The sequence below is a fragment of the Candidatus Defluviilinea gracilis genome (assembly GCF_057138825.1).
The window spans coordinates 82,527-100,216 of the sequence record NZ_DBNHEF010000078.1 but is presented as its reverse complement, the minus strand read 5'-3'; the positions used below and the strand labels follow the sequence as shown (position 1 = coordinate 100,216).

16 protein-coding genes are annotated in these 17,690 nt (G+C 52.8%); 8 read left to right on the top strand and 8 right to left on the bottom strand.

What is annotated here, in order from left to right; translation table 11 throughout:
* Positions 1 to 145 precede the first annotated feature (145 nt).
* The 3 genes from AC16KF_RS15370 (at position 146) to AC16KF_RS15360 (ending at position 6,139) form a co-directional block, all read left to right on the top strand.
* Entirely contained in the window at positions 146 to 3,349 is a 3,204-nt protein-coding gene (locus AC16KF_RS15370; RefSeq protein WP_484038223.1) for an FHA domain-containing protein, read from the top strand.
* Between the two features lie 4 nt (positions 3,350 to 3,353).
* A complete protein-coding gene (locus AC16KF_RS15365) occupies positions 3,354 to 4,331 on the top strand; it encodes a hypothetical protein (RefSeq protein WP_484038222.1) in 978 nt (325 codons plus the stop codon).
* Positions 4,332 to 4,516: 185 nt separating this feature from the next.
* Positions 4,517 to 6,139, top strand: coding sequence for a protein kinase domain-containing protein (locus AC16KF_RS15360; RefSeq protein ID WP_484038221.1), 1,623 nt, complete (start codon positions 4,517 to 4,519; stop codon positions 6,137 to 6,139).
* 336 nt (positions 6,140 to 6,475) lie between these two features.
* On the opposite strand, the gene AC16KF_RS15355 is transcribed toward AC16KF_RS15360, so the two are convergent.
* Positions 6,476 to 7,357, bottom strand: coding sequence for an alpha/beta fold hydrolase (locus tag AC16KF_RS15355; protein ID WP_484038220.1), 882 nt, complete (start codon positions 7,355 to 7,357; stop codon positions 6,476 to 6,478).
* 372 nt (positions 7,358 to 7,729) lie between these two features.
* Here AC16KF_RS15355 and AC16KF_RS15350 point away from each other — a divergent pair, with 372 nt between their 5' ends.
* Together AC16KF_RS15350 and AC16KF_RS15345 are read left to right on the top strand one after the other, a co-directional pair.
* Complete coding sequence (locus AC16KF_RS15350) at positions 7,730 to 7,993, top strand: AbrB/MazE/SpoVT family DNA-binding domain-containing protein (RefSeq protein ID WP_484038219.1); 264 nt, start codon at positions 7,730 to 7,732, stop codon at positions 7,991 to 7,993.
* The gene (locus tag AC16KF_RS15345; protein ID WP_484038218.1) at positions 7,990 to 8,409 is read left to right on the top strand and encodes a putative toxin-antitoxin system toxin component, PIN family; all 420 of its coding nucleotides are present in this window, start codon (positions 7,990 to 7,992) and stop codon (positions 8,407 to 8,409) included. Before AC16KF_RS15350 ends, AC16KF_RS15345 begins: the two co-directional genes overlap by 4 nt.
* 6 nt (positions 8,410 to 8,415) lie before the next feature.
* Here AC16KF_RS15345 and AC16KF_RS15340 read toward each other — a convergent pair whose 3' ends face one another.
* The 3 genes from AC16KF_RS15340 to AC16KF_RS15330 all read right to left on the bottom strand — a co-directional run bounded on the left by AC16KF_RS15340 (position 8,416) and on the right by AC16KF_RS15330 (position 12,128).
* Positions 8,416 to 9,939 carry a M1 family metallopeptidase gene (locus AC16KF_RS15340; RefSeq protein ID WP_484038217.1) on the bottom strand — a complete coding sequence of 508 codons (1,524 nt, stop codon included), beginning with the start codon at positions 9,937 to 9,939 and terminating at the stop codon, positions 8,416 to 8,418.
* A 150-nt stretch (positions 9,940 to 10,089) separates the two neighbouring features.
* A complete protein-coding gene (locus AC16KF_RS15335) occupies positions 10,090 to 11,595 on the bottom strand; it encodes a M1 family metallopeptidase (protein ID WP_484038216.1) in 1,506 nt (501 codons plus the stop codon).
* Between the two features lie 89 nt (positions 11,596 to 11,684).
* Positions 11,685 to 12,128 carry an SRPBCC family protein gene (locus AC16KF_RS15330; protein ID WP_484038215.1) on the bottom strand — a complete coding sequence of 148 codons (444 nt, stop codon included), beginning with the start codon at positions 12,126 to 12,128 and terminating at the stop codon, positions 11,685 to 11,687.
* A 340-nt stretch (positions 12,129 to 12,468) separates the two neighbouring features.
* Here AC16KF_RS15330 and AC16KF_RS15325 point away from each other — a divergent pair, with 340 nt between their 5' ends.
* From AC16KF_RS15325 to AC16KF_RS15315, 3 genes are read left to right on the top strand one after another with little or no spacing between them, the layout of a single operon-like run.
* Positions 12,469 to 13,182, top strand: coding sequence for a hypothetical protein (locus tag AC16KF_RS15325; RefSeq protein ID WP_484038214.1), 714 nt, complete (start codon positions 12,469 to 12,471; stop codon positions 13,180 to 13,182).
* Positions 13,183 to 13,214: 32 nt separating this feature from the next.
* Complete coding sequence (locus tag AC16KF_RS15320) at positions 13,215 to 13,394, top strand: hypothetical protein (RefSeq protein WP_484038213.1); 180 nt, start codon at positions 13,215 to 13,217, stop codon at positions 13,392 to 13,394.
* A 17-nt stretch (positions 13,395 to 13,411) separates the two neighbouring features.
* Positions 13,412 to 14,374 (top strand): bestrophin-like domain, encoded by a 963-nt coding sequence (locus AC16KF_RS15315; RefSeq protein ID WP_484038212.1) that lies wholly within the window; start codon positions 13,412 to 13,414, stop codon positions 14,372 to 14,374.
* A gap of 158 nt (positions 14,375 to 14,532) precedes the next feature.
* Here AC16KF_RS15315 and AC16KF_RS15310 read toward each other — a convergent pair whose 3' ends face one another.
* The 4 genes from AC16KF_RS15310 to AC16KF_RS15295 form a co-directional block, all read right to left on the bottom strand.
* The gene (locus AC16KF_RS15310) at positions 14,533 to 15,357 is read right to left on the bottom strand and encodes a metal ABC transporter permease (RefSeq protein WP_484038211.1); all 825 of its coding nucleotides are present in this window, start codon (positions 15,355 to 15,357) and stop codon (positions 14,533 to 14,535) included.
* Between the two features lie 128 nt (positions 15,358 to 15,485).
* On the bottom strand, positions 15,486 to 15,842 hold the full coding sequence (locus AC16KF_RS15305; RefSeq protein WP_484038210.1) for a four helix bundle protein: 357 nt from the start codon (positions 15,840 to 15,842) through the stop codon (positions 15,486 to 15,488).
* A gap of 93 nt (positions 15,843 to 15,935) precedes the next feature.
* Complete coding sequence (locus AC16KF_RS15300; RefSeq protein WP_484038209.1) at positions 15,936 to 16,733, bottom strand: metal ABC transporter ATP-binding protein; 798 nt, start codon at positions 16,731 to 16,733, stop codon at positions 15,936 to 15,938.
* Between the two features lie 18 nt (positions 16,734 to 16,751).
* Positions 16,752 to 17,684, bottom strand: a complete 933-nt coding sequence (locus AC16KF_RS15295; RefSeq protein ID WP_484038208.1) for a metal ABC transporter substrate-binding protein — start codon at positions 17,682 to 17,684, stop codon at positions 16,752 to 16,754.
* Between the last annotated feature and the right edge of the window lie 6 nt (positions 17,685 to 17,690).

Here is a 17,690-nt window from a genome sequence, read left to right as displayed (position 1 = left end):
CCAAAAGTTTGCTTGACATGCCACTTTCGCAACCGTATAATCTTTTCAACATCAGGGACGAGGGCGGACATTGGAAGCATTGGTTATTTCTGGAACTGATTGTCTGTTGGATCGACCTCTATCAACAAGGAAAAGGAACAGACCCGTGGCACAATCTGGCAAATTCAAGTTGACGCTTGTCAACACACAGAGCAGCGCTCCCCCAAAAGAATTCGAATTGACCAAATCTGAGCTTGTGGTGGGCAGAGATGAAGGCGTGGATATTATCATCGCCACGCCGGCCGTGTCGCGCCGCCATGCGCGCTTCATGATGCAAGGCGGCGAGTACATCATCGAAGACCTCGGCAGTTCCAACGGCACCTTCGTCAACGGCGACCGGTTGATCGGGCGGCAGACGCTCAACCACCGCGACGAGATCCGCTTAGGGCAGGCGATCACGCTCCTGTATACCACCCCCACCGAAGCAGACGAACCGAATGCGACGGTGGTGGGCGCAAAAAAACCGACACCGGTCGTCGTTTCGCATGTGGCGCAAACTACCATCGGCGATGAACCGATCATCCCCACAGCGGCAGGTCCGCGGAAACTGATCGTCACAGTGGCGGGGGAACCGCCGAAATCGTACAACCTCACCCGTTCGGCGCTCAGCATCGGCAGGCTCGACGAGAACGATATCGTCATCCCCTCGCCGATCGTCTCCGGTAAACACGCCCGTCTCGAAGCCGCAAGCGGAGGCGGGTACATGCTCGTTGTGCTGGCAGAGGCGCGGAACCCGGTGCTTTGCGAAGGCAGATCTATCGAAGGGTCGCGCATGTTGCGCCATGGCGATGTGTTGCGCATCGGCGGGCAGGATCCCGGCGTGATGGTTACGCTGACCTATGAAGCGCCCTCCGAAGCGGGGCAAGGCGCGCGAGATATCGTCTTCGGCGAAAAGACGCTCATCACAATCGGGCGCGACCCGAGCAACGACGTGGCGCTTGCCTCGCCGAATGTCTCGCGCTTCCATGCGCAGATCCAGCGCGTGGGTCAACGCTATCGCGTGGAGGATTTACGCAGTTCCAACGGCGTATTCGTCAACGGCGAACGCGTCGAGGGGTCGTTCTGGCTCAAACCCGACGATTCGATCCGCATCGGTCAGTATCACTTCGTGATGGGCAAAGACCAGCTCGCCCAGTTCGACGAGAGTAACGGCTTGAAAGTGGAAGTTCTCGGCTTGAACAAATGGGTGCGCAAAGACCTGAACATCCTGCAAAATATATCGGTGGTCTTCAAGCCGCGCGAATTCATTGTGGTGGTCGGGCAAAGCGGCGGCGGAAAATCCACCTTTGTAGACGCGGTCGCCGGCTACCGCCCCGCCACCTCCCCGTCGAAAGTGCTCGTCAACGACGTGGACATCTACACCCACTTCGACGCCATCCGCAACGAGATCGGCTTCGTCCCGCAAAAAGACATCATCCACATGGAGTTGACGGTCTATCAGGCATTGGACTATGCCGCGCAATTGCGTATGCCGGCCGATACGTCCGCCGAAGAACGCGAAAAGCGCGTGATGGAAGTGCTTGCCGATCTCGATCTCACCCATCGCAAGGATGTGCAGATCAGCGGCTTGAGCGGCGGACAACAAAAACGCGTCTCCATCGGCGTCGAGTTGCTGACCAAACCCGGCCTGTTCTTCCTCGACGAGCCCACCTCCGGTCTCGACCCCGGCACCGAGACCGCGCTCATGCAACTCATGCGCCGCCTCGCCGACCAGGGGCGCACGATCATCCTCATCACGCACGCCACCAAGAACGTGATGCTCGCGGACAAAGTGATCTTCCTCGCGCGCGGAGGTTTCCTCGCGTGGTTCGGTCCCCCGGATGAAGCGCTGGCATACTTCGACAAATATCGCTCCGAACGCGACCGCCGCGCCGGCAAGATCGAGTTCGACGAGATCTACGCCATCCTCGACGACCAAAGCAAAGGCAAAGCGCCGGAATGGGCGCAGAGATACCGCGAAAGCAAGGCATATCAAGAGTATGTCGTCAAGCCGCTGGCCGGGAAACTCTCGCCCGAAGGCTCGCCGACGATTCAACAAACCCCGCAAAAGCCCCAGCCAAAAGCGGGCGCCTCGGCAAAGAAAGTTTCCTCGCTTAAGCAATTCTTCGTGCTTTCCGCGCGCAACATCAAGATTCTCACGCGCGATAAATTCGCCCTGGGTCTCATGCTCGCCACCGCGCCGCTCGTGAGCCTGCTCGACGTGGTGCTCGCCAGCGTGATGGGACGCAACCCCTTCGCCTTTGCGGATGGGGACATCGCCCGCGTCATGATCACCCTCTTCCTCATGACGATCTACGGCGTGATGGTGGGAGGCATCTCGCAAATGCGCGAGATCGTCAAAGAGCAGGATATCTACAAACGCGAGCGACTCGTCAACTTGAAGATTCTCCCTTACGTGATGTCGAAGATCTGGGTAGCCGCGTTGCTCGCTTTCTATCAGGCGGCGGCGTACACCATTGTCCATTACCTTGCCTTCGAAATGCCCGGCGGCGCGTTGGAATTCGCGCAAATCTACATCACGATGACGCTCGCCACCCTCGCCGGCATGATGCTGGGGCTCTTCGCCTCCGCGCTCGCGCCGAACGCCAGTTCCGCGCCGCTTATGGTCATCATCCTCATGCTCCCGCAGATCGTGCTGGGCGGCGCGCTCATCCCCGTGCCGGAGTTTATCAGCGCGCCCACCTCCACGCGCTGGGCGTTCGAAGCGCTCATGAGCATCACCGGCCCCGGTTCGGATGTGGCGGCAGACCTGTGCTGGAAACTCGACCCCGCCGCGCAAAACGCGTTAACCCTCGAAGATAAACTCAAACCCATCGGCGACCAACCGCAGGGCTGCCGGTGCATGGGCGTGAACATGCTCCACGAGGAATCCTGCAACCACCCGGGCTTGGGCAGGTTCCGCATCCCCGCCATCGATGAGCCGTTACCGGTCGAACCTGCGCCCCTCCCGCCGGAACCCGAGCAACCCGTCCAGCCTGAGAATCAATCCGACAATATCGCCATGGCGGAATTCTTCGCCAAACTGCAAGAGTATGAGATCAAAGTGGAGGCGTATAAACTCCAGGTGGAACAATATCAGCGCGATCGCGTTGCCTATGAAACCCGGCGCGCCGAATTGCAAGTGGCGGTCGCGCCGGCCGAAGGCGTGGTGCGAAATTTCTACACCAACTTCCCGTTCATGTATGTGAACAAAGAGGACACAGCCACCTACTACGCCAAGATCGGCAAAACCTGGGTGATCCAAGGCGCCATCTGCCTGATCCTGTTCGTCGCCATTCTCTACCTGCAAAAGCGGAAGGATGTGGTCTAACGCCATGCAAAAGAATCGGACGCCTATCATCGCCGCCCTGCTCGCCGTGTTAACCGCTTCTCTCGCCTGTGGGTCTGGTCCCGCCACCGACGCGGATGCCACCGTGCAGGCGCTCAACACGCAGATCCTCGAAACCGCCACCGCCGCCGCGCTGGCAGATGTGAACGCGAACGCCGCCGCTGAAACCGCGCGCGCGCAAGCCATCAGCCAATCCAAGCCTGCCGAACTCACCGCCACCGCCCAGGCGTTCGCGCCGCGCCTGTCAGAACTAAGCAAGTATGGCGTCGACCCGGCGGAGGGGCATCTAGGGTGGGTCCATCCTCCCGTCACGCTCGACGCGTCCGGTTTCCGTCAGTTCGAATACATCAACTATTTCATCGGCACGGTTGCCACAGATTTCGTCGTTTCGATGGACATCACGTGGGATATTGTCGGCAGTATCGCCGGGTGCGGGTTCGTCCTGCGCTCAGACGGTAACAGCCTGGCGCTCAATCAATACATGGTCATCATGACGCGCGTGGCAAGCGGGCACGTGCTGTTCGTCACCATGTCGAATGGCGAGGTGGTGAACTACCGCGACATCTACGCCCGCTATACCGATAAAAGTTTCAGTTGGGAGAATCTCGCCACCAACCGTCTGACCGTGGTCGGGCGCGGCAATACGTTCTACATCTACACCAACGACACGCTCATCGGCGAAGTGGACCCAACCCAGCCGCCGAAACTGCCCATCCTGCCGCCGGAGCCGGAGAAGCCCGCCGATGCGAACAACGCCCAGGCAATGCAAGCCTACAAACAAAACAAAGCAGACTACGATAATGTGGTGGATGAGATCAACGCGCAATATGCCCAGCGATTGAACGCTTTCAAGACCTCGGATAAAATTTTCGACCGGGGATTCATTGCCATGGTGGCGTTGAGCGAATCGGGACGCAAAACGCAATGTCAGTTCAACAACGGATGGTTGTATTTGATCGACTAAGGCGGGGCATCGTGTCGTTTGCTTGCCGCGCGCCGCGCAAGCGCAAAGTGAACTTTGCGGTACGGGAACCAGCCCTCCATGGGGGATGGAAGCGGGGCGAATCCCATAAATAATTTGTGTTATCATGAACGCTTCCATTGCAGAATTTTTCTATATAGAGGTATCTTTCATTCGGAGAGAACGAAATGGCAAAGTCATCACTGATCGGTAAAACCATTGGCAAACGTTACGTGATCGAGGAGATGCTTGGGCAGGGCGGCATGTCGGCGGTCTATAAAGCCACCGACCCGAACCTGAAGCGCGTGGTCGCCATCAAGGTCATTCACTCGCATCTTTCCGATAACCCGGATTTTGTCAGGCGGTTCGAGGAGGAAGCCTCGTCTGTGGCGCAGTTGCGTCACCCCGGCATCATTCTCGTGCATGATTTCAACAAAGACGAGGAACTCGACCTGTATTATATGGTGCTCGAGTTCGTGCCGGGCGAAACCATCCAGGACCATCTCAAGCGTCTTAACGACCAGGGGAGAAAATTGTCCGTTTCCAAAGCGATGGAATACATGGCAAGCATCTGCGACGCGGTGGACTACGCCCACCAGCGCGGCATGATCCACCGCGACATCAAGCCTGCCAACCTGATGCTCACCACCTCCGGTCAAGCCATCCTCATGGACTTTGGCATTGCCAAGATCGTCGGCGGCACGCGGCACACCGCCACCGGCGCGGTTGTGGGCACAGCAATGTACATGTCGCCGGAGCAGATCAAAGGCGAACAACCCGACCGCCGCTCGGATATTTATTCGCTCGGCGTGACGTTGTTCGAAATGCTCAGCGGCAAGCCGCCCTTCGACGCCGATTCGGCGATGACGTTGATGATGATGCACATCAACGACCCGGTGCCCAACCCGCAAAAGCTGAACCCGGAGATCCCCGAAGCCTTGGTGGATGTGGTGAATAAGGCGCTCGAGAAAGATCCCGCCAACCGCTACCAAACTGCCGCGCAAATGGCGGCGGCGCTCCGTAATGTGTTGGCGGGTCGCGCCGCGGGACCTGTCCCATCCTCGCGCTCGACGATGGTCGAAGACGCGCCGACCATGGCGAAAAATAAGAAAGCCACATCAGTTGAACCGGTCAGCGCCCCGCGCGGGACGGTGGTCGAAAGCAGTCCGATGCATCAACAAGCGCGCGGCACGATGGTTGAAAGCGCGCCGCAACAGACTCCGTATTCCGCGCCAAGTCAACCCGCGTCAAAACCGAAATCGCGCTCGCTCGTGCCGATCTTCGCCGGCGTGGTCGTTGTGTTTGTCTGTCTTGCGATCGGCGGGTTTTTCCTCTTCAATCAACTCCTCGGCGGAGGTAATGCGACGGAGCCGCCGGTCATCCCGACGAGTACGCAAGCGCCCGCCACCGAAGCGCCGCTGGTCATCGTCGAGTCGCCAACCTTGAGCGTGACCGACACCCCCGCCGCCACCCCAACTGAAGCAATCCCGACGGGACCGTACGTGCGCATCAATTCGATCACGATTAACTCAGACAATTACTATGTTGTGGAATATGAAACGTTTGAATTCACAGAATCATTGCCCGGCATGCACATTCACTTCTTCTTCAACAACGTGCCGGTGGAAAACGCCGGTTCGCCGGGTTCAGGTCCGTGGAAACTCTGGGGGGGTCCGCGACCGTTCGTCTTCTATCGCGTCTCCGATAAGCCCGCCGCCGCAACGCAGTTGTGCGCCCGCGTGGCAAACAGCAACCATTCGCTGAACGGATTCGAAAGCGGCAACTGTGTGGACCTGCCGCCAAGCCCGTAAACAGTGTTGAATGCAAAACGGCGATCATCAGATCGCCGTTTTATTGTTTAGTTATCAGGAGACCCCGAAGGGGTGTTTGAAGGGACAAACAAATTTTATCGGTAATAAGTCAAAACCAATGCTGGACGCTGATAAACGCAGATTTTTCTTCTTTGAATCAGTCCATCTGCGCCTCAAAGTTATATCCGATAAAGTCTACTGCATGTCATCCCTTCGGGAGTGGCAAGCGCGTAAGGCGAGTTATTGACTCACCTACGCAGTTTCAGTACCGCAACTTTCAAGTTGCGCTCGCCACGCCAGGCGTAAGATAAATCTTGCGGTACTGCGTAAGGTGAGTTATTTAATCGCCCGCTTCGTGATCGAGTCGAATAGAAAATCGATCAAATAGTGATTCACCTCATCGGCCGCGTCGAGATGCGCCCAATGCGTGGACTCGGGGAAGAGGATCAAATTCCTGTCGTCGCAATAATCCATGCTCGGGCGCGCGAGGCGATGGCTGAGCGCGAAGTCCTTCATCCCCCACATCATCAACGTGCGGACTTTGACCTGCATATCCGCAGGCATCTTCGGCGGGAATTGAAATGCGGCGCGATACCAATTCAGCATGGAGGTCAACGCGTTGGGCTGCGACCATGCCTCTTTATATTTTTCGAGGTCCGCATCGGTGAATGTGTTTTTCACGGATGAACTGCGCAGACCGCGAGCCATCTCGCGGAAAGCGTTCGCGGACAATATTTTTTCCGCAAGCCATGGCAGTTGAAAGAAGAGCCAATACCACGAGCGACGGATTTGATCGGGGTCGCGCCGCGCAAACCTGCGATACACGGCCGGGTGCGGCGAGTTGAGCACGGCAAGCTTGTGCAACTTTTCGGGATACGTCATGGCAAGCATCCACGCGACGCCCCCGCCCCAGTCATGCCCCACGAGGTTGACTTTGTCGTAGTCCAACACTTTGATCAAGCCGAGCGCATCGTCCACAAGCGTAAAAACGCTGTAGTCTTTCTTATTTTTCGGCTTGTCGCTCAGGTTGTAGCCGCGCTGGTCAGGGATAATCACCCGGCACCCCGCGTTCACCAATGCGGGAATTTGTTTCCTCCACCCATACCAAAACTCAGGAAAGCCGTGTAAAAGGACGACAGGAGTTCCGCTTTTCGGTCCAGCCTGGACGACGTGCAAGCGAATTCCGTTCGTTGGGAGATAACTATGTTCAAGTTCCATTGGGGTTTCGTCTCAATCTTTGGACGGTGATTCGCGCGAAAAATGCGGATGTATTTTTAATCAGCATTCTCAGCGTTTTTTCAGCGTCCCGACTTTTCTACAGCGAGGCGGGCGGGATTGTACCAAAGAATTGCGCGTGAAAGAAAATTCTTAGTGAGAGTTTAGGTCATGCGTAGGTTTCGTAGGGGAGGCATGGAGGAAACGCGCGTTTTCCTCAATACCCTCCCCCAAAATACGCCCGGATCAAATCCGAAATATCCGCGGTGGTACTCTACTGTGCGACGATCATGATTAAGTGGTTCGATCTTGCCATCCTTCACCTGATGAAATCAAAACCATGATACAATCTTACTAGTAAGAAAAGGAGAAAACATGGACAGCGTAGCCACCACTCGTATGTCATCCAAAGGACAAGTTGTGATTCCCGAATCCATTCGCAAGCGGCTCGATCTAAGAGAGGGCGCGCAGTTCCTCGTTGTAGGCGAGGAAGATGTTGTCATTCTAAAAATGGTCGCTCCGCCTGATATGAATGAATTCAATGCTCTTATCAAACAAGCGCGTCAACAAGCAAAAGAAGCGGGGTTGAAACCAAAAGACATTACATCTGCCATTGCTAAAGCAAGAGCCCGTAAATGAGGATCGCTTTGGACAAAGTTGTGATGGACACCAACGTGTTCGTCTCAGCAGTCTTCTTCAGCGGACCTCCCTTTCAAATCCTCAACACATGGCAATCGGGTAAGTTTGAATTAGCCGTTTCGCAGGAAATTCTGGATGAATATCGGCGGGTTGGAGAAGTTTTGGCGGAAGAATACTCCAATATCGGCTTGAAGCCGATGCTCAACTTTGTCATTGACCATGCAAAAGTTTATAAGCCTGCAAAACTCAATGGGCCTGTTTGCGAGGATCCGGACGATGATAAGTTTTTCGCCTGCGCCCTGGCAAGCGAGAGCAAGATCATCATCAGCGGGGATAAGCATTTGTTGAAGGTTTCAGGTTATGAAGGAATTGAAGTGTTGAAACCGCGCGAATTTGTAGACAGATACTTGAGTTGAATTCCCTCAATACCCTCCCCTAAAATACGCCCGGATCAGATCCGAAATATCGGCAGTGGTGTTCTGCCTCGCGACCGCGAAAAAATCATACGCAGTGGCGCGACCACGCCCATAGCGCGAGGCGTAATCGCGCAGGAATGCGAAGAACGCGTCGTCTCCCATGCGATAGTTCAACGCTTCCAAAAAGTTCGCGCCGTTGAGATAACTCGCGTTGACATAGGCGCGGAAGGTCGGCGCTTCGTAGATACTCGCATCCACATAGCCCGATGGACCGAAATAATTTACGCGCCACTGCCACCACCAATCGTACGAGTTGGGATAGATATGCTCATAGAACAGCGCCTCGCTATACACCGACAGCGCCTCATCCAGCCACGGCTCGGTGGCAGAATCATTCCCCACCAACCCATACCACCATTGATGCGCGATCTCATGCACGCCGATCGCCACCAGATTACTGCGCGCCGAACCGTCGTATTCGTTGTAAAACTTCGTCGCTAAAAACACCAAGCCATCGAACTCCTGCCCGTCGTTCAAGTCAGCCTGCACAATGCTAAGACTGCCATACGGATACGGACCGAACAGCGACTCGAACAACCCCACCGCACGCACCGCCGCATTCAGGATGGCAAGCCCCTCCGTTTCGTAACCGGGATAATAATACGCGCGGATCACCGCCGCCCCTGCGGCGGCTTCCACGAACCGGAACTGGTCGCTCGCCGACAGCGCGAACGTCCGCGCGCCGAAGAGGCGATAGCGAGTCCATTCATTGTTCGGCTCTCCCACTCCGCCGGTGGCAAACGAGAGCGCTCCATCCGTTGCGCGGACGTTGACTTCAAAATCTGCCGCATCTTGGACAAGATGTTCGCCGAGATAATAATCGTCATGCAACACCCAGCCGTTGCTATACGGCACGACGAACGGGAGCCAATCCGTCAAATTGACCTGATCCACATCATAGCCATATGGATGATCCTTCACCTTGGCGGGTATCGAAACATGGAAGCGCATGGCTAACGCGATTTGCGTCCCCGGCGCCAGAGGTTGCGGCAAATAGACTATGAGTCGATGACCATTCAAATCATAATTCAAAGCATTGCCGTTGAGCAGTATATTCTCGAGATTAAAACCGCCGTGATGATTCGGCTCGACCGCCATCACCAGTTCGTTGAGCGTCACTCCCGTTTGATTCGTGTATCGGATCGTTTCATCCACCGCGAGTTGATGTCCGTAATAATCGAGCAAGGCAAACAATGTGTATTGAGTCCGCGCTGAGGTTGGGGGCGAGGTTGGCTGTGGCAGGGATGTTGCAGTGAAAGCCAACGTCGGAGGCGGCGTGTTCGTCGGCGGTTCGGGCGTGAAAGACGGCGTCAACGTCACCGGTTGGAAAGGCGTGGGGGTTGGCGACGCGCCCGGGTCCTGGGTAACAACCGCAAGCGTGGGAGGAAGCGCCTGTCCCCTTTGAGGCAGATTGCAGGAGGAGAGAAAAAATAAAAGGAGGAGAAAATTAAATCGAAGTGGAATTTTCATAAAAATATATTACATCCCTGCTTTGGTGGTCGAGTAGGGCGGATGCTTCTCCGCCCGTATCGAGACCACCAGTTAACAAAAGCATATTTGTTACTTGCTGGTTTCGATATTTCCTGCGACGAGCATCGCGGGACTACTCAACCAGCGGAGTTAGTATGTATTTTTAAAATACTTCGCCATCAGGTCAGATAGATCCGCCGAGGTATGCTCGCGCAGGACGCGGAAGAAATCGGCGCCCGTCGCGCGCTTGCCTGCGTATTGAGCGTAATAATCTTTGAGGAACGCGAAGAAAATTTCATCGCCGACGCGCTCGCGCAACTCTTGAAAAAATCGCGCGCCTGTTAAATAGACTTTATCCCAATACGGCCTTTGCCCGCCGCCATCATACACTTGCGTATCCACAAAGCCCGCTTGTTGAAATTCAAAATAACGATAACTCTGCCACGATGCAACCAGATCGGGGTAGAGCGCTTCGTAATACATACGCTCGCTGTAGGTGGCAAGCGCCTCGTCCAGCCACGGCTCGATGCCCTGATCGTTTGCCACCGCGTCGAACCACCATTGATGCGCGGTCTCGTGCGCGCCGATCGCCACGAGGTAATTCACAGGCGTGCCATCGTACAAATTAAAATAATCGCGGCTGATGAAATAGAACGCAGAATATTCCATGCCGTCGTTGAAATCGCCTTGCACTGCCGTCATCGTTTTGTGACGATATGGTCCGAACTTTTCAGTGAACACTTGCAACGCCTGCGCGGTCGCTTGCAATAACGCTTCGCCCTCTTCATCGTAAAACGCGAAATAATACGCGAAGACTTTCACATCGCCGACGGTCTGCGTGGCGACTTTATAATCGGTGCTCATGGATAGGGCAAACGTGCGCCCCGCGTCCAACTCGAACTTGCGGCTGGTCGCTAACCCTGATGCCACCTCCGCCCCCGACGAGGCGATCTGCGGAGTCGTCCCATCGGTGAATGTGACTGTCACATCGAAGTCCGCCACATCATACACAAGATGCTCGCCATAGAACCAGGGGTTGTGCAATATCCATCCTTCGCCTGCTTGATACGGCACAATGAACGGATACCAATCCACAAAGTTGACTTGCCTGTCCGAGTACCCATAAATCTGCGGGCGGACTTCGTTCGGGTTGCTGTACGCCTGCATCTGCGGGAGGATCAGGCTGTAGGTCATCGCGAGGGTGAGTGATCCGCTTGGAGGCAACGGCTGAGGCAGGACAATTTCCAGCCGCTGGTTGAGCGGTTCGAGCGTGTAATTAAGAATCGGCAAGCCATCCGCAGAAAGGGATCGGAGGGTGAATCCGCCGCTCCATAAATTGGGTTCAACAGCCAGCACAAGATTCGTGAGCGTTTCGCCGGTCCAGTTGGGATAGGTGATGGTCTGGTTCACCTCCGCCGCTTTGGACGAGTAATTCATCCGCAAGTCAATCGTATATCGCGGACGCTCCAATTCAGGCGCGAGGGTAGGGAAGGCGGTTGGGGTTTCAGTTGGAAGCGCGGTTTCAGAAGGAGGAATGGTTGCGGATGGAGATTGTGTTTCGGTGGGGAGAGGAGGAGGGGTTGAGGGGAAACAAGAAGTGACGAGTAAACAGTAGAAAGTGGAAAGTAGAATGCGCGTTGCGATGGGTTTGGACATGGGGAGTATTTTAACCGATTGAAAGTTCCCTTTTAACGATAAAACCTCCCGCAATGTTTCCTGGCGGGAGGTTCTTGCATCAATTCATCTTATCCTTCAATCTGTTTTTTCATGTTTTGCATGGTGGTTTCCAAACCTGACATCATTTGCTTCTTCATCATATCTTCCATACCGGGGACGTTGGGCATTCCCGCGGGAACGAGCGTCGCGTCCATTTGCAGGGTGAGCCTTGTATTGTTGCCATCTGCTTCGAAGAGGTACGTGTTGGTCACATCTGAGGCGGGAGGCGCGGCAAAGGTCTTTACGCCAAATTTCTTGTTCGGCTCAAACGCGACAACTTCGTTTGTTGTGGTGTTTTTATGCCCCATGGAGGTGGTCTCGATCTTGTACTTCGTCCCCAACTTGACAGGTCCGTCCACTTCGACGCCGGTGATGTAGGCGCTCAATTTCTTCTGTTTGTCGAGATTGGTGATGTATTCAAAAACTTTCTCGACGGGCTTGCTAATGGTCACGCTGGTTTCGATGGTTGGCATGGGATACTCCTTTGGGTGGGGAATGAGGGTGGGAGGATTAAATCAATGAAAGGCTCTGTTTTACCCAAGTTATAGCTCTCACGCAATCACTAGCTGAGCGAAATAATCATAAATCGCTCAGTTTATTTGACACGAACGCATCCGCTTTTTGAAGCAAGATTACCAGGTTGACAGCGTAATCAAGTCAAATACGCCTATACAAATCCGTGTGTGCGTAACCAACCGCAACCTGCGAAAATTATTAACAAATGGATAGGACTATGGTACTATCGAATAGTTATTGGGCAAGGCGTTGTAGCCTCTCCCAAAATAATTCCTTTATTGGGCTGGAATAAAATTTATGAAACACGAATCGAAAAAAAGAAATGGGAAACAACTTGGTCAAAACGGCCTTTTATGGAATGCTACTATCATAGCAGGGATAATTGTGGTAGTTATTCTTTTGCTTTCTTCGTTAGTTTCATTCTTTAATAATACCCACTTTACCCCAACGCCTTCAATAGAAGCAAGTTCTACACAGAATGCCACCAACACCGCATCCCCGACCACAGTAATAACATTATCTGCCGAGTCTCCACAAAGCCAAACACCTACAATCACGATTACGCCTATCGTAGAACCTTCTTCAACTTCATCACCCGTAATAATTTTCCCTTCACTATTTCCATCACCTGTAAAAAATGCAGTTGGGACTAATTTACCCGACAAATTCAAGATCGGACCTTGGCATGACGACTACATCATTTGTGATCCGAGACAAGAAGTTTATACAGTCCGTATTTATGGCGTTGAAATAGCCCATGGAACTTTTCCATATAAATTTACGTTTTGGCAAATGAACAACATGATAGAACCTTTCACTGACACAGAAGACTCAAGTGAAAAATACGTGGAATTCGATCAAGAAACACCAGTTGTCGTTAGTAAGGGATCGTATATTCATGTTATCATGACATTCCAGCGAGAAAACGGAACTTTGGTTACCTGGATTGATGATCTTTATTACCCCAGGCCGGAATTTACCCCTGGCTGCCCACAATACATCAGCCAGTAAGTATATTAACAAATCGACAAAGGAGATATAAAATGTTTAAGCCTTTTCAGAAATCTGTTTTACTTACCGCATTGGTTGTTGTACCAATGTTATTAACTAACATAATCTTTTCAGCAACACAAACCACCCAAGGCAGCAATGGACTCATAGCCATTGGCTCTATTTGGGCAAGTTCAATTATTTATCTTTTAAGTGCCAAGTCAAAAATTTAAGCAGTCAGTAAAGCAAGTTGAAACTCTTGAAAAACCAAATGAGGCAACAAAAGAATGGCAATGCGCCACAATTCAAATCACTGTATTTGATTCCGCTTGCAATTCTTGTAGCGAAAATTTTAGATATTGGATTTCAATATTTCGGTATTGAATTTACTTCACCGCCGGATGGAGCAAATTGGTTTGTTTCAAATTTCATTGAATGGTTTGGCGTTCTTTATGGCATCCTTCTTCCACTAATACTAGTTCGCGTTTGGGAGCAACTTGACGATATCGACAGAGAGTTCGACAGAGAAGCAGACGCGGTTAGAATTCTATATGAGGACTTGTCTTATTTAAAAGAAGAAGGTTCGGCAACCGGGCAGAATATTTCGTTGTTACTCAAAAGTTATGTGGAACATGTTATCAAAAACTATCCGAAAGAGATAAAAACTCAGGAAAGTCTAGTTAGAAGTACAACACCTGAAAGAACTGCGGGGGACGAAATATTGATAGAAATCAGAGAGCAATTTAGACAACTAATGCATTCAAACATGATGAACAACAAGCTACTAGAATTTCTCGTGCCAGAATTGTTTGAAAGACTTAAAGAAATAACTGACATTCGAGGTGATAGAATTTCTCTCGCAAGCCAACGGCTTTTTGACAGCCTACGTATCGTAGCTTTGATTACATCAATTTTATTCGTTATACCTTTCTACTTTGCAGTTTTTACCAGCAAAACCGGGGTGTTAGATATCATCTTAATCATTGGCGTGACATTACTCGTGATATTTATTTATATGATAATCGAGGATTTGGATGAACCTTTTCATGGCACATGGAAAGTTAGCGACGATTCATGGAAAAACCTATTAAACGACATCAACGCCAATCAACGCAAATCTATGGTTGCAGACCCTCACATGAAAAGTTTATTAACCATCTATGGTGAAAAGCCACTCCCTCGAAGCCGCCCAAAAAATTTAAAAAAACGATGATGTCTAGAAAAAATATTTAACGTCTATTAGAGTAACATAAATTGATTTACTGTAGTAACGACTTCAGTCGCTTATTTGCGGCAAGTAAGCGACCGAAGTCGTTACTACAACGTGAGGCAAATATGGTTAATAGGAACAATAAATTTTCTTTGAATTAATTACCTTTTCACCCTCCTCCACCCAAACACAACCACAAAAAGCATCGTCGCTGTAAGGACAATCGCCGCGCCTGAAGCGATACTCAAGTAATAGGAAAGATACAGCCCGATCACCCCAGAAAGCGACGCGAAGATCGCGGCGAGAAGCATCATCTTTGGCAAACGATTCGTGAGCAAATACGCCGTCGCGGCGGGGGTGACGAGCATGGCGACCATGAGGGCGACTCCGACCGTTTGAAGCGAGACGGCGACGGTGACGGCGATCAGCACGAGCAGAAGGTTGTTGAGCAAGTCCACTGGGAGGCGGAGCGTGGCGGCAAGGATGGGGTCAAACGACAGCGTGGTGAATTCCTTGTAGAAGGCGAAAATGATGAAGAGGACGATCCCGCCGAAGAGGAGAATCAGCCACAAACTTTGAGCCGAAACGGACAGCACGTCGCCAAATAGGAAGTGACTCAAATCCACGGCGTAACTGCGGACAGTGGAAATGAGCGCGATGCCGAGCGCGAACATGCCGGCGAAAATAATTCCAATGGCGGTGTCTTCTTTGATCTGAGAGTTTTTGCTGATCGCGCCGATTCCCAGCGACGCGACGACGGCTGTGCCAAGCGCCCACCAAAACAGCGGTTCACGCGCGCCGCCGCTGACGAGATAACCAAGCGCGATGCCGGGCAAAATGGTGTGAGCCAGCGCGTCGCCAAAGAACGCCATGCCGCGTAACACGACAAACGTGCCAACCACCGCGCAGATGATCCCAACCAGCACGGCGGCGATCATTCCGCGCTGCATAAATTCGTAAGAGAGAGGGGTAAGGAGGAAAGACATTCGATTTACGATTTACGATTTACGATTTTGGATTTACGATTTACGATTGATTTTGTAGATTGCGAGACCGTAGTAACGACTTCAGTCGTTCTGATGAAAAGCAGGTAACGAGGCGTGAAGGATTAATTTTACGGTTTGCGGTTGCGGAGGGTCTTGAGGGAGGCGACGGTCATGGCTAAGATTTCGTCGGTCTCTTTGTGGATGCTGGCAAGTTGCTCTTCAGGAGCAAGTCCCGCTTCAACAAGGATTTCAAGCCAGTATTCGGTCTCATCGGCTTCTTCTTCGACGATCTTCATCTTATTGATCATATCAGGCGTGGATTTGGCTCGACACGCGGCGCGGTAGTTCGCTCCGACGGAAGTACCCGAGCGGATAACCTGCCTTGCAACGACATCTGCCGCGCGCGAATTTGGAAGTTTGTCCATTTGTTTGATGATCGCCACAGCTAACTTCTTCGTCCGTGCCTTGAACATTTTCTCATCCATGGTGAACTCCTTTTGAAATATCATCAGTCAAGATAATCCTGGAAAACAACTACGCCATGAAACAATCGTAAATCGGCAATCGTAAATCGTAAATTATGCGTGTTCGTCGTCGCAACAATCATCCAAAGTTAATACATTTCCATTATCTGTAGATCGTAAGCGCCCGCCATAAGCTTTAATGAGATTATTCGTTTGCATCACATCTTGCGGAACGCCAAACGCAACGATGCGATGATTGAGCAATAGGATTCGATCAAAATGACTCGCGGCTTGGTCGAGGTCGTGCGTGGCGACCATCACGGTGACCTTATCCTGTTTGAGGCGGTCGAGCAGATTCAAAATTCCCTCCTGCGAGGGCGTGTCCAAGCCGGTGAGGGGTTCATCCATCAACATCAGTTCGGATTCTTGCGCGATGGCGCGGGCGATGAACATGCGTTGTTGCTGTCCGCCGGAGAGTTGGCTGATCTGGCGCGAGGCGAGGTTTTGAATCTCCACCGTTTCGAGCGCGTGATTCACAAAGTCCCAATCTTTTTTGCGGGGCCAGTTGAACGGACCGAGTTTCGCCGAGCGTCCCATCATCACCACATCGGCGACCGTGACAGGGAAATTCCAGTCCACTTGCGAGCGCTGGGGAATGTAGCCGATGCACACATGCTTATCGGGGTGTGACCCATAGATGTTCACATCGCCGGAAGACGGTTGCAAAACTCCGGCGATCACTTTGATGAGCGTGCTTTTCCCCGCGCCGTTCGGTCCCACAATGGCGACGCGCTCGCCTTCGTGCAGATGGAACGTGAGATTTTCGAGAGCATTCCTTCCATTGTAGCGGACGGTGAGATGCGACACATCGAGGATGGGTTGGTTGGTTTGGTGTGGCGAGTTTGGATACATGGGGAAACGTGTTACAACTTACGGGTTACGCTTGAGAGCGGCGACAATTTGCGTTACATTGTATTCCATAAGGTCAATATAGGTTGCGGCAGGCGCGCCATCGGTCAGCGATTCAAGATGCAGATTAGCGACGACTCGGACGCCAGTTTCGTCGGCGATTTGTTCCGCGAGCGCGGGGTTATCGCCGGCATCCAGAAAAATCGCGGGCGCATTACTTGCTTTGACCTGGTCGATCAACGCCGCCATCTGTTGCGCGGACGGCGACGCGCCCGAACTGAAACTTTCCAGCACAGACCCGACGACCGTAAAACCATAGCGTTCCGCAAAGTAACCGAGCGATTCGTGATTCGTGATCAGCAACCTTCGCTCGGCGGGGATTTGATTCACCTGTTCGACGATCCATGCGTCGAGGGTCTGCAATTCAGCGACATAGGCGTCCGCGTTGGATTTGAATTCCGCCGCGCCGGCAGGGTCGAAGTGCGTCAATCCTTCGCGGATGTTTTCCACACAAACGATGATGTTGTTCGGGTCGAGCCAGATATGAGGATCGAATCCGCCCAGGTCGAGATCGGCGCGTTTGCTCACACCCGCGCCGGCGGACACAAATTCCGCGTTGCCGCCTGCGGTGAGAAGCAACGGTTCCAGAAAAGTTTCGTACGTTTTATAGTCGAACAGGATGAGCAGTTTCGCATCGGCGACTTTCGTCACATCTTGCGGCGTGTATTGATAGGAATGCGGATCCGCGCCGATGGGGAGGATGGATTCGATGCGGACACGTTCGCCCGCCACGCGTTGCGCGATGTCGGCAAGCATGGAGGTGGTGGCAAACGCCTCAAGTTGCGACCCGGTGGAGGCGGGCGAAACAGCCTCACTGGGGGATGAGGCGGGGCTTCCTCCGCAGGCAGAGAGCGCCGTCAAAAAAATAGTTATGATGAAAAAATAGCGAGGCATGGAACG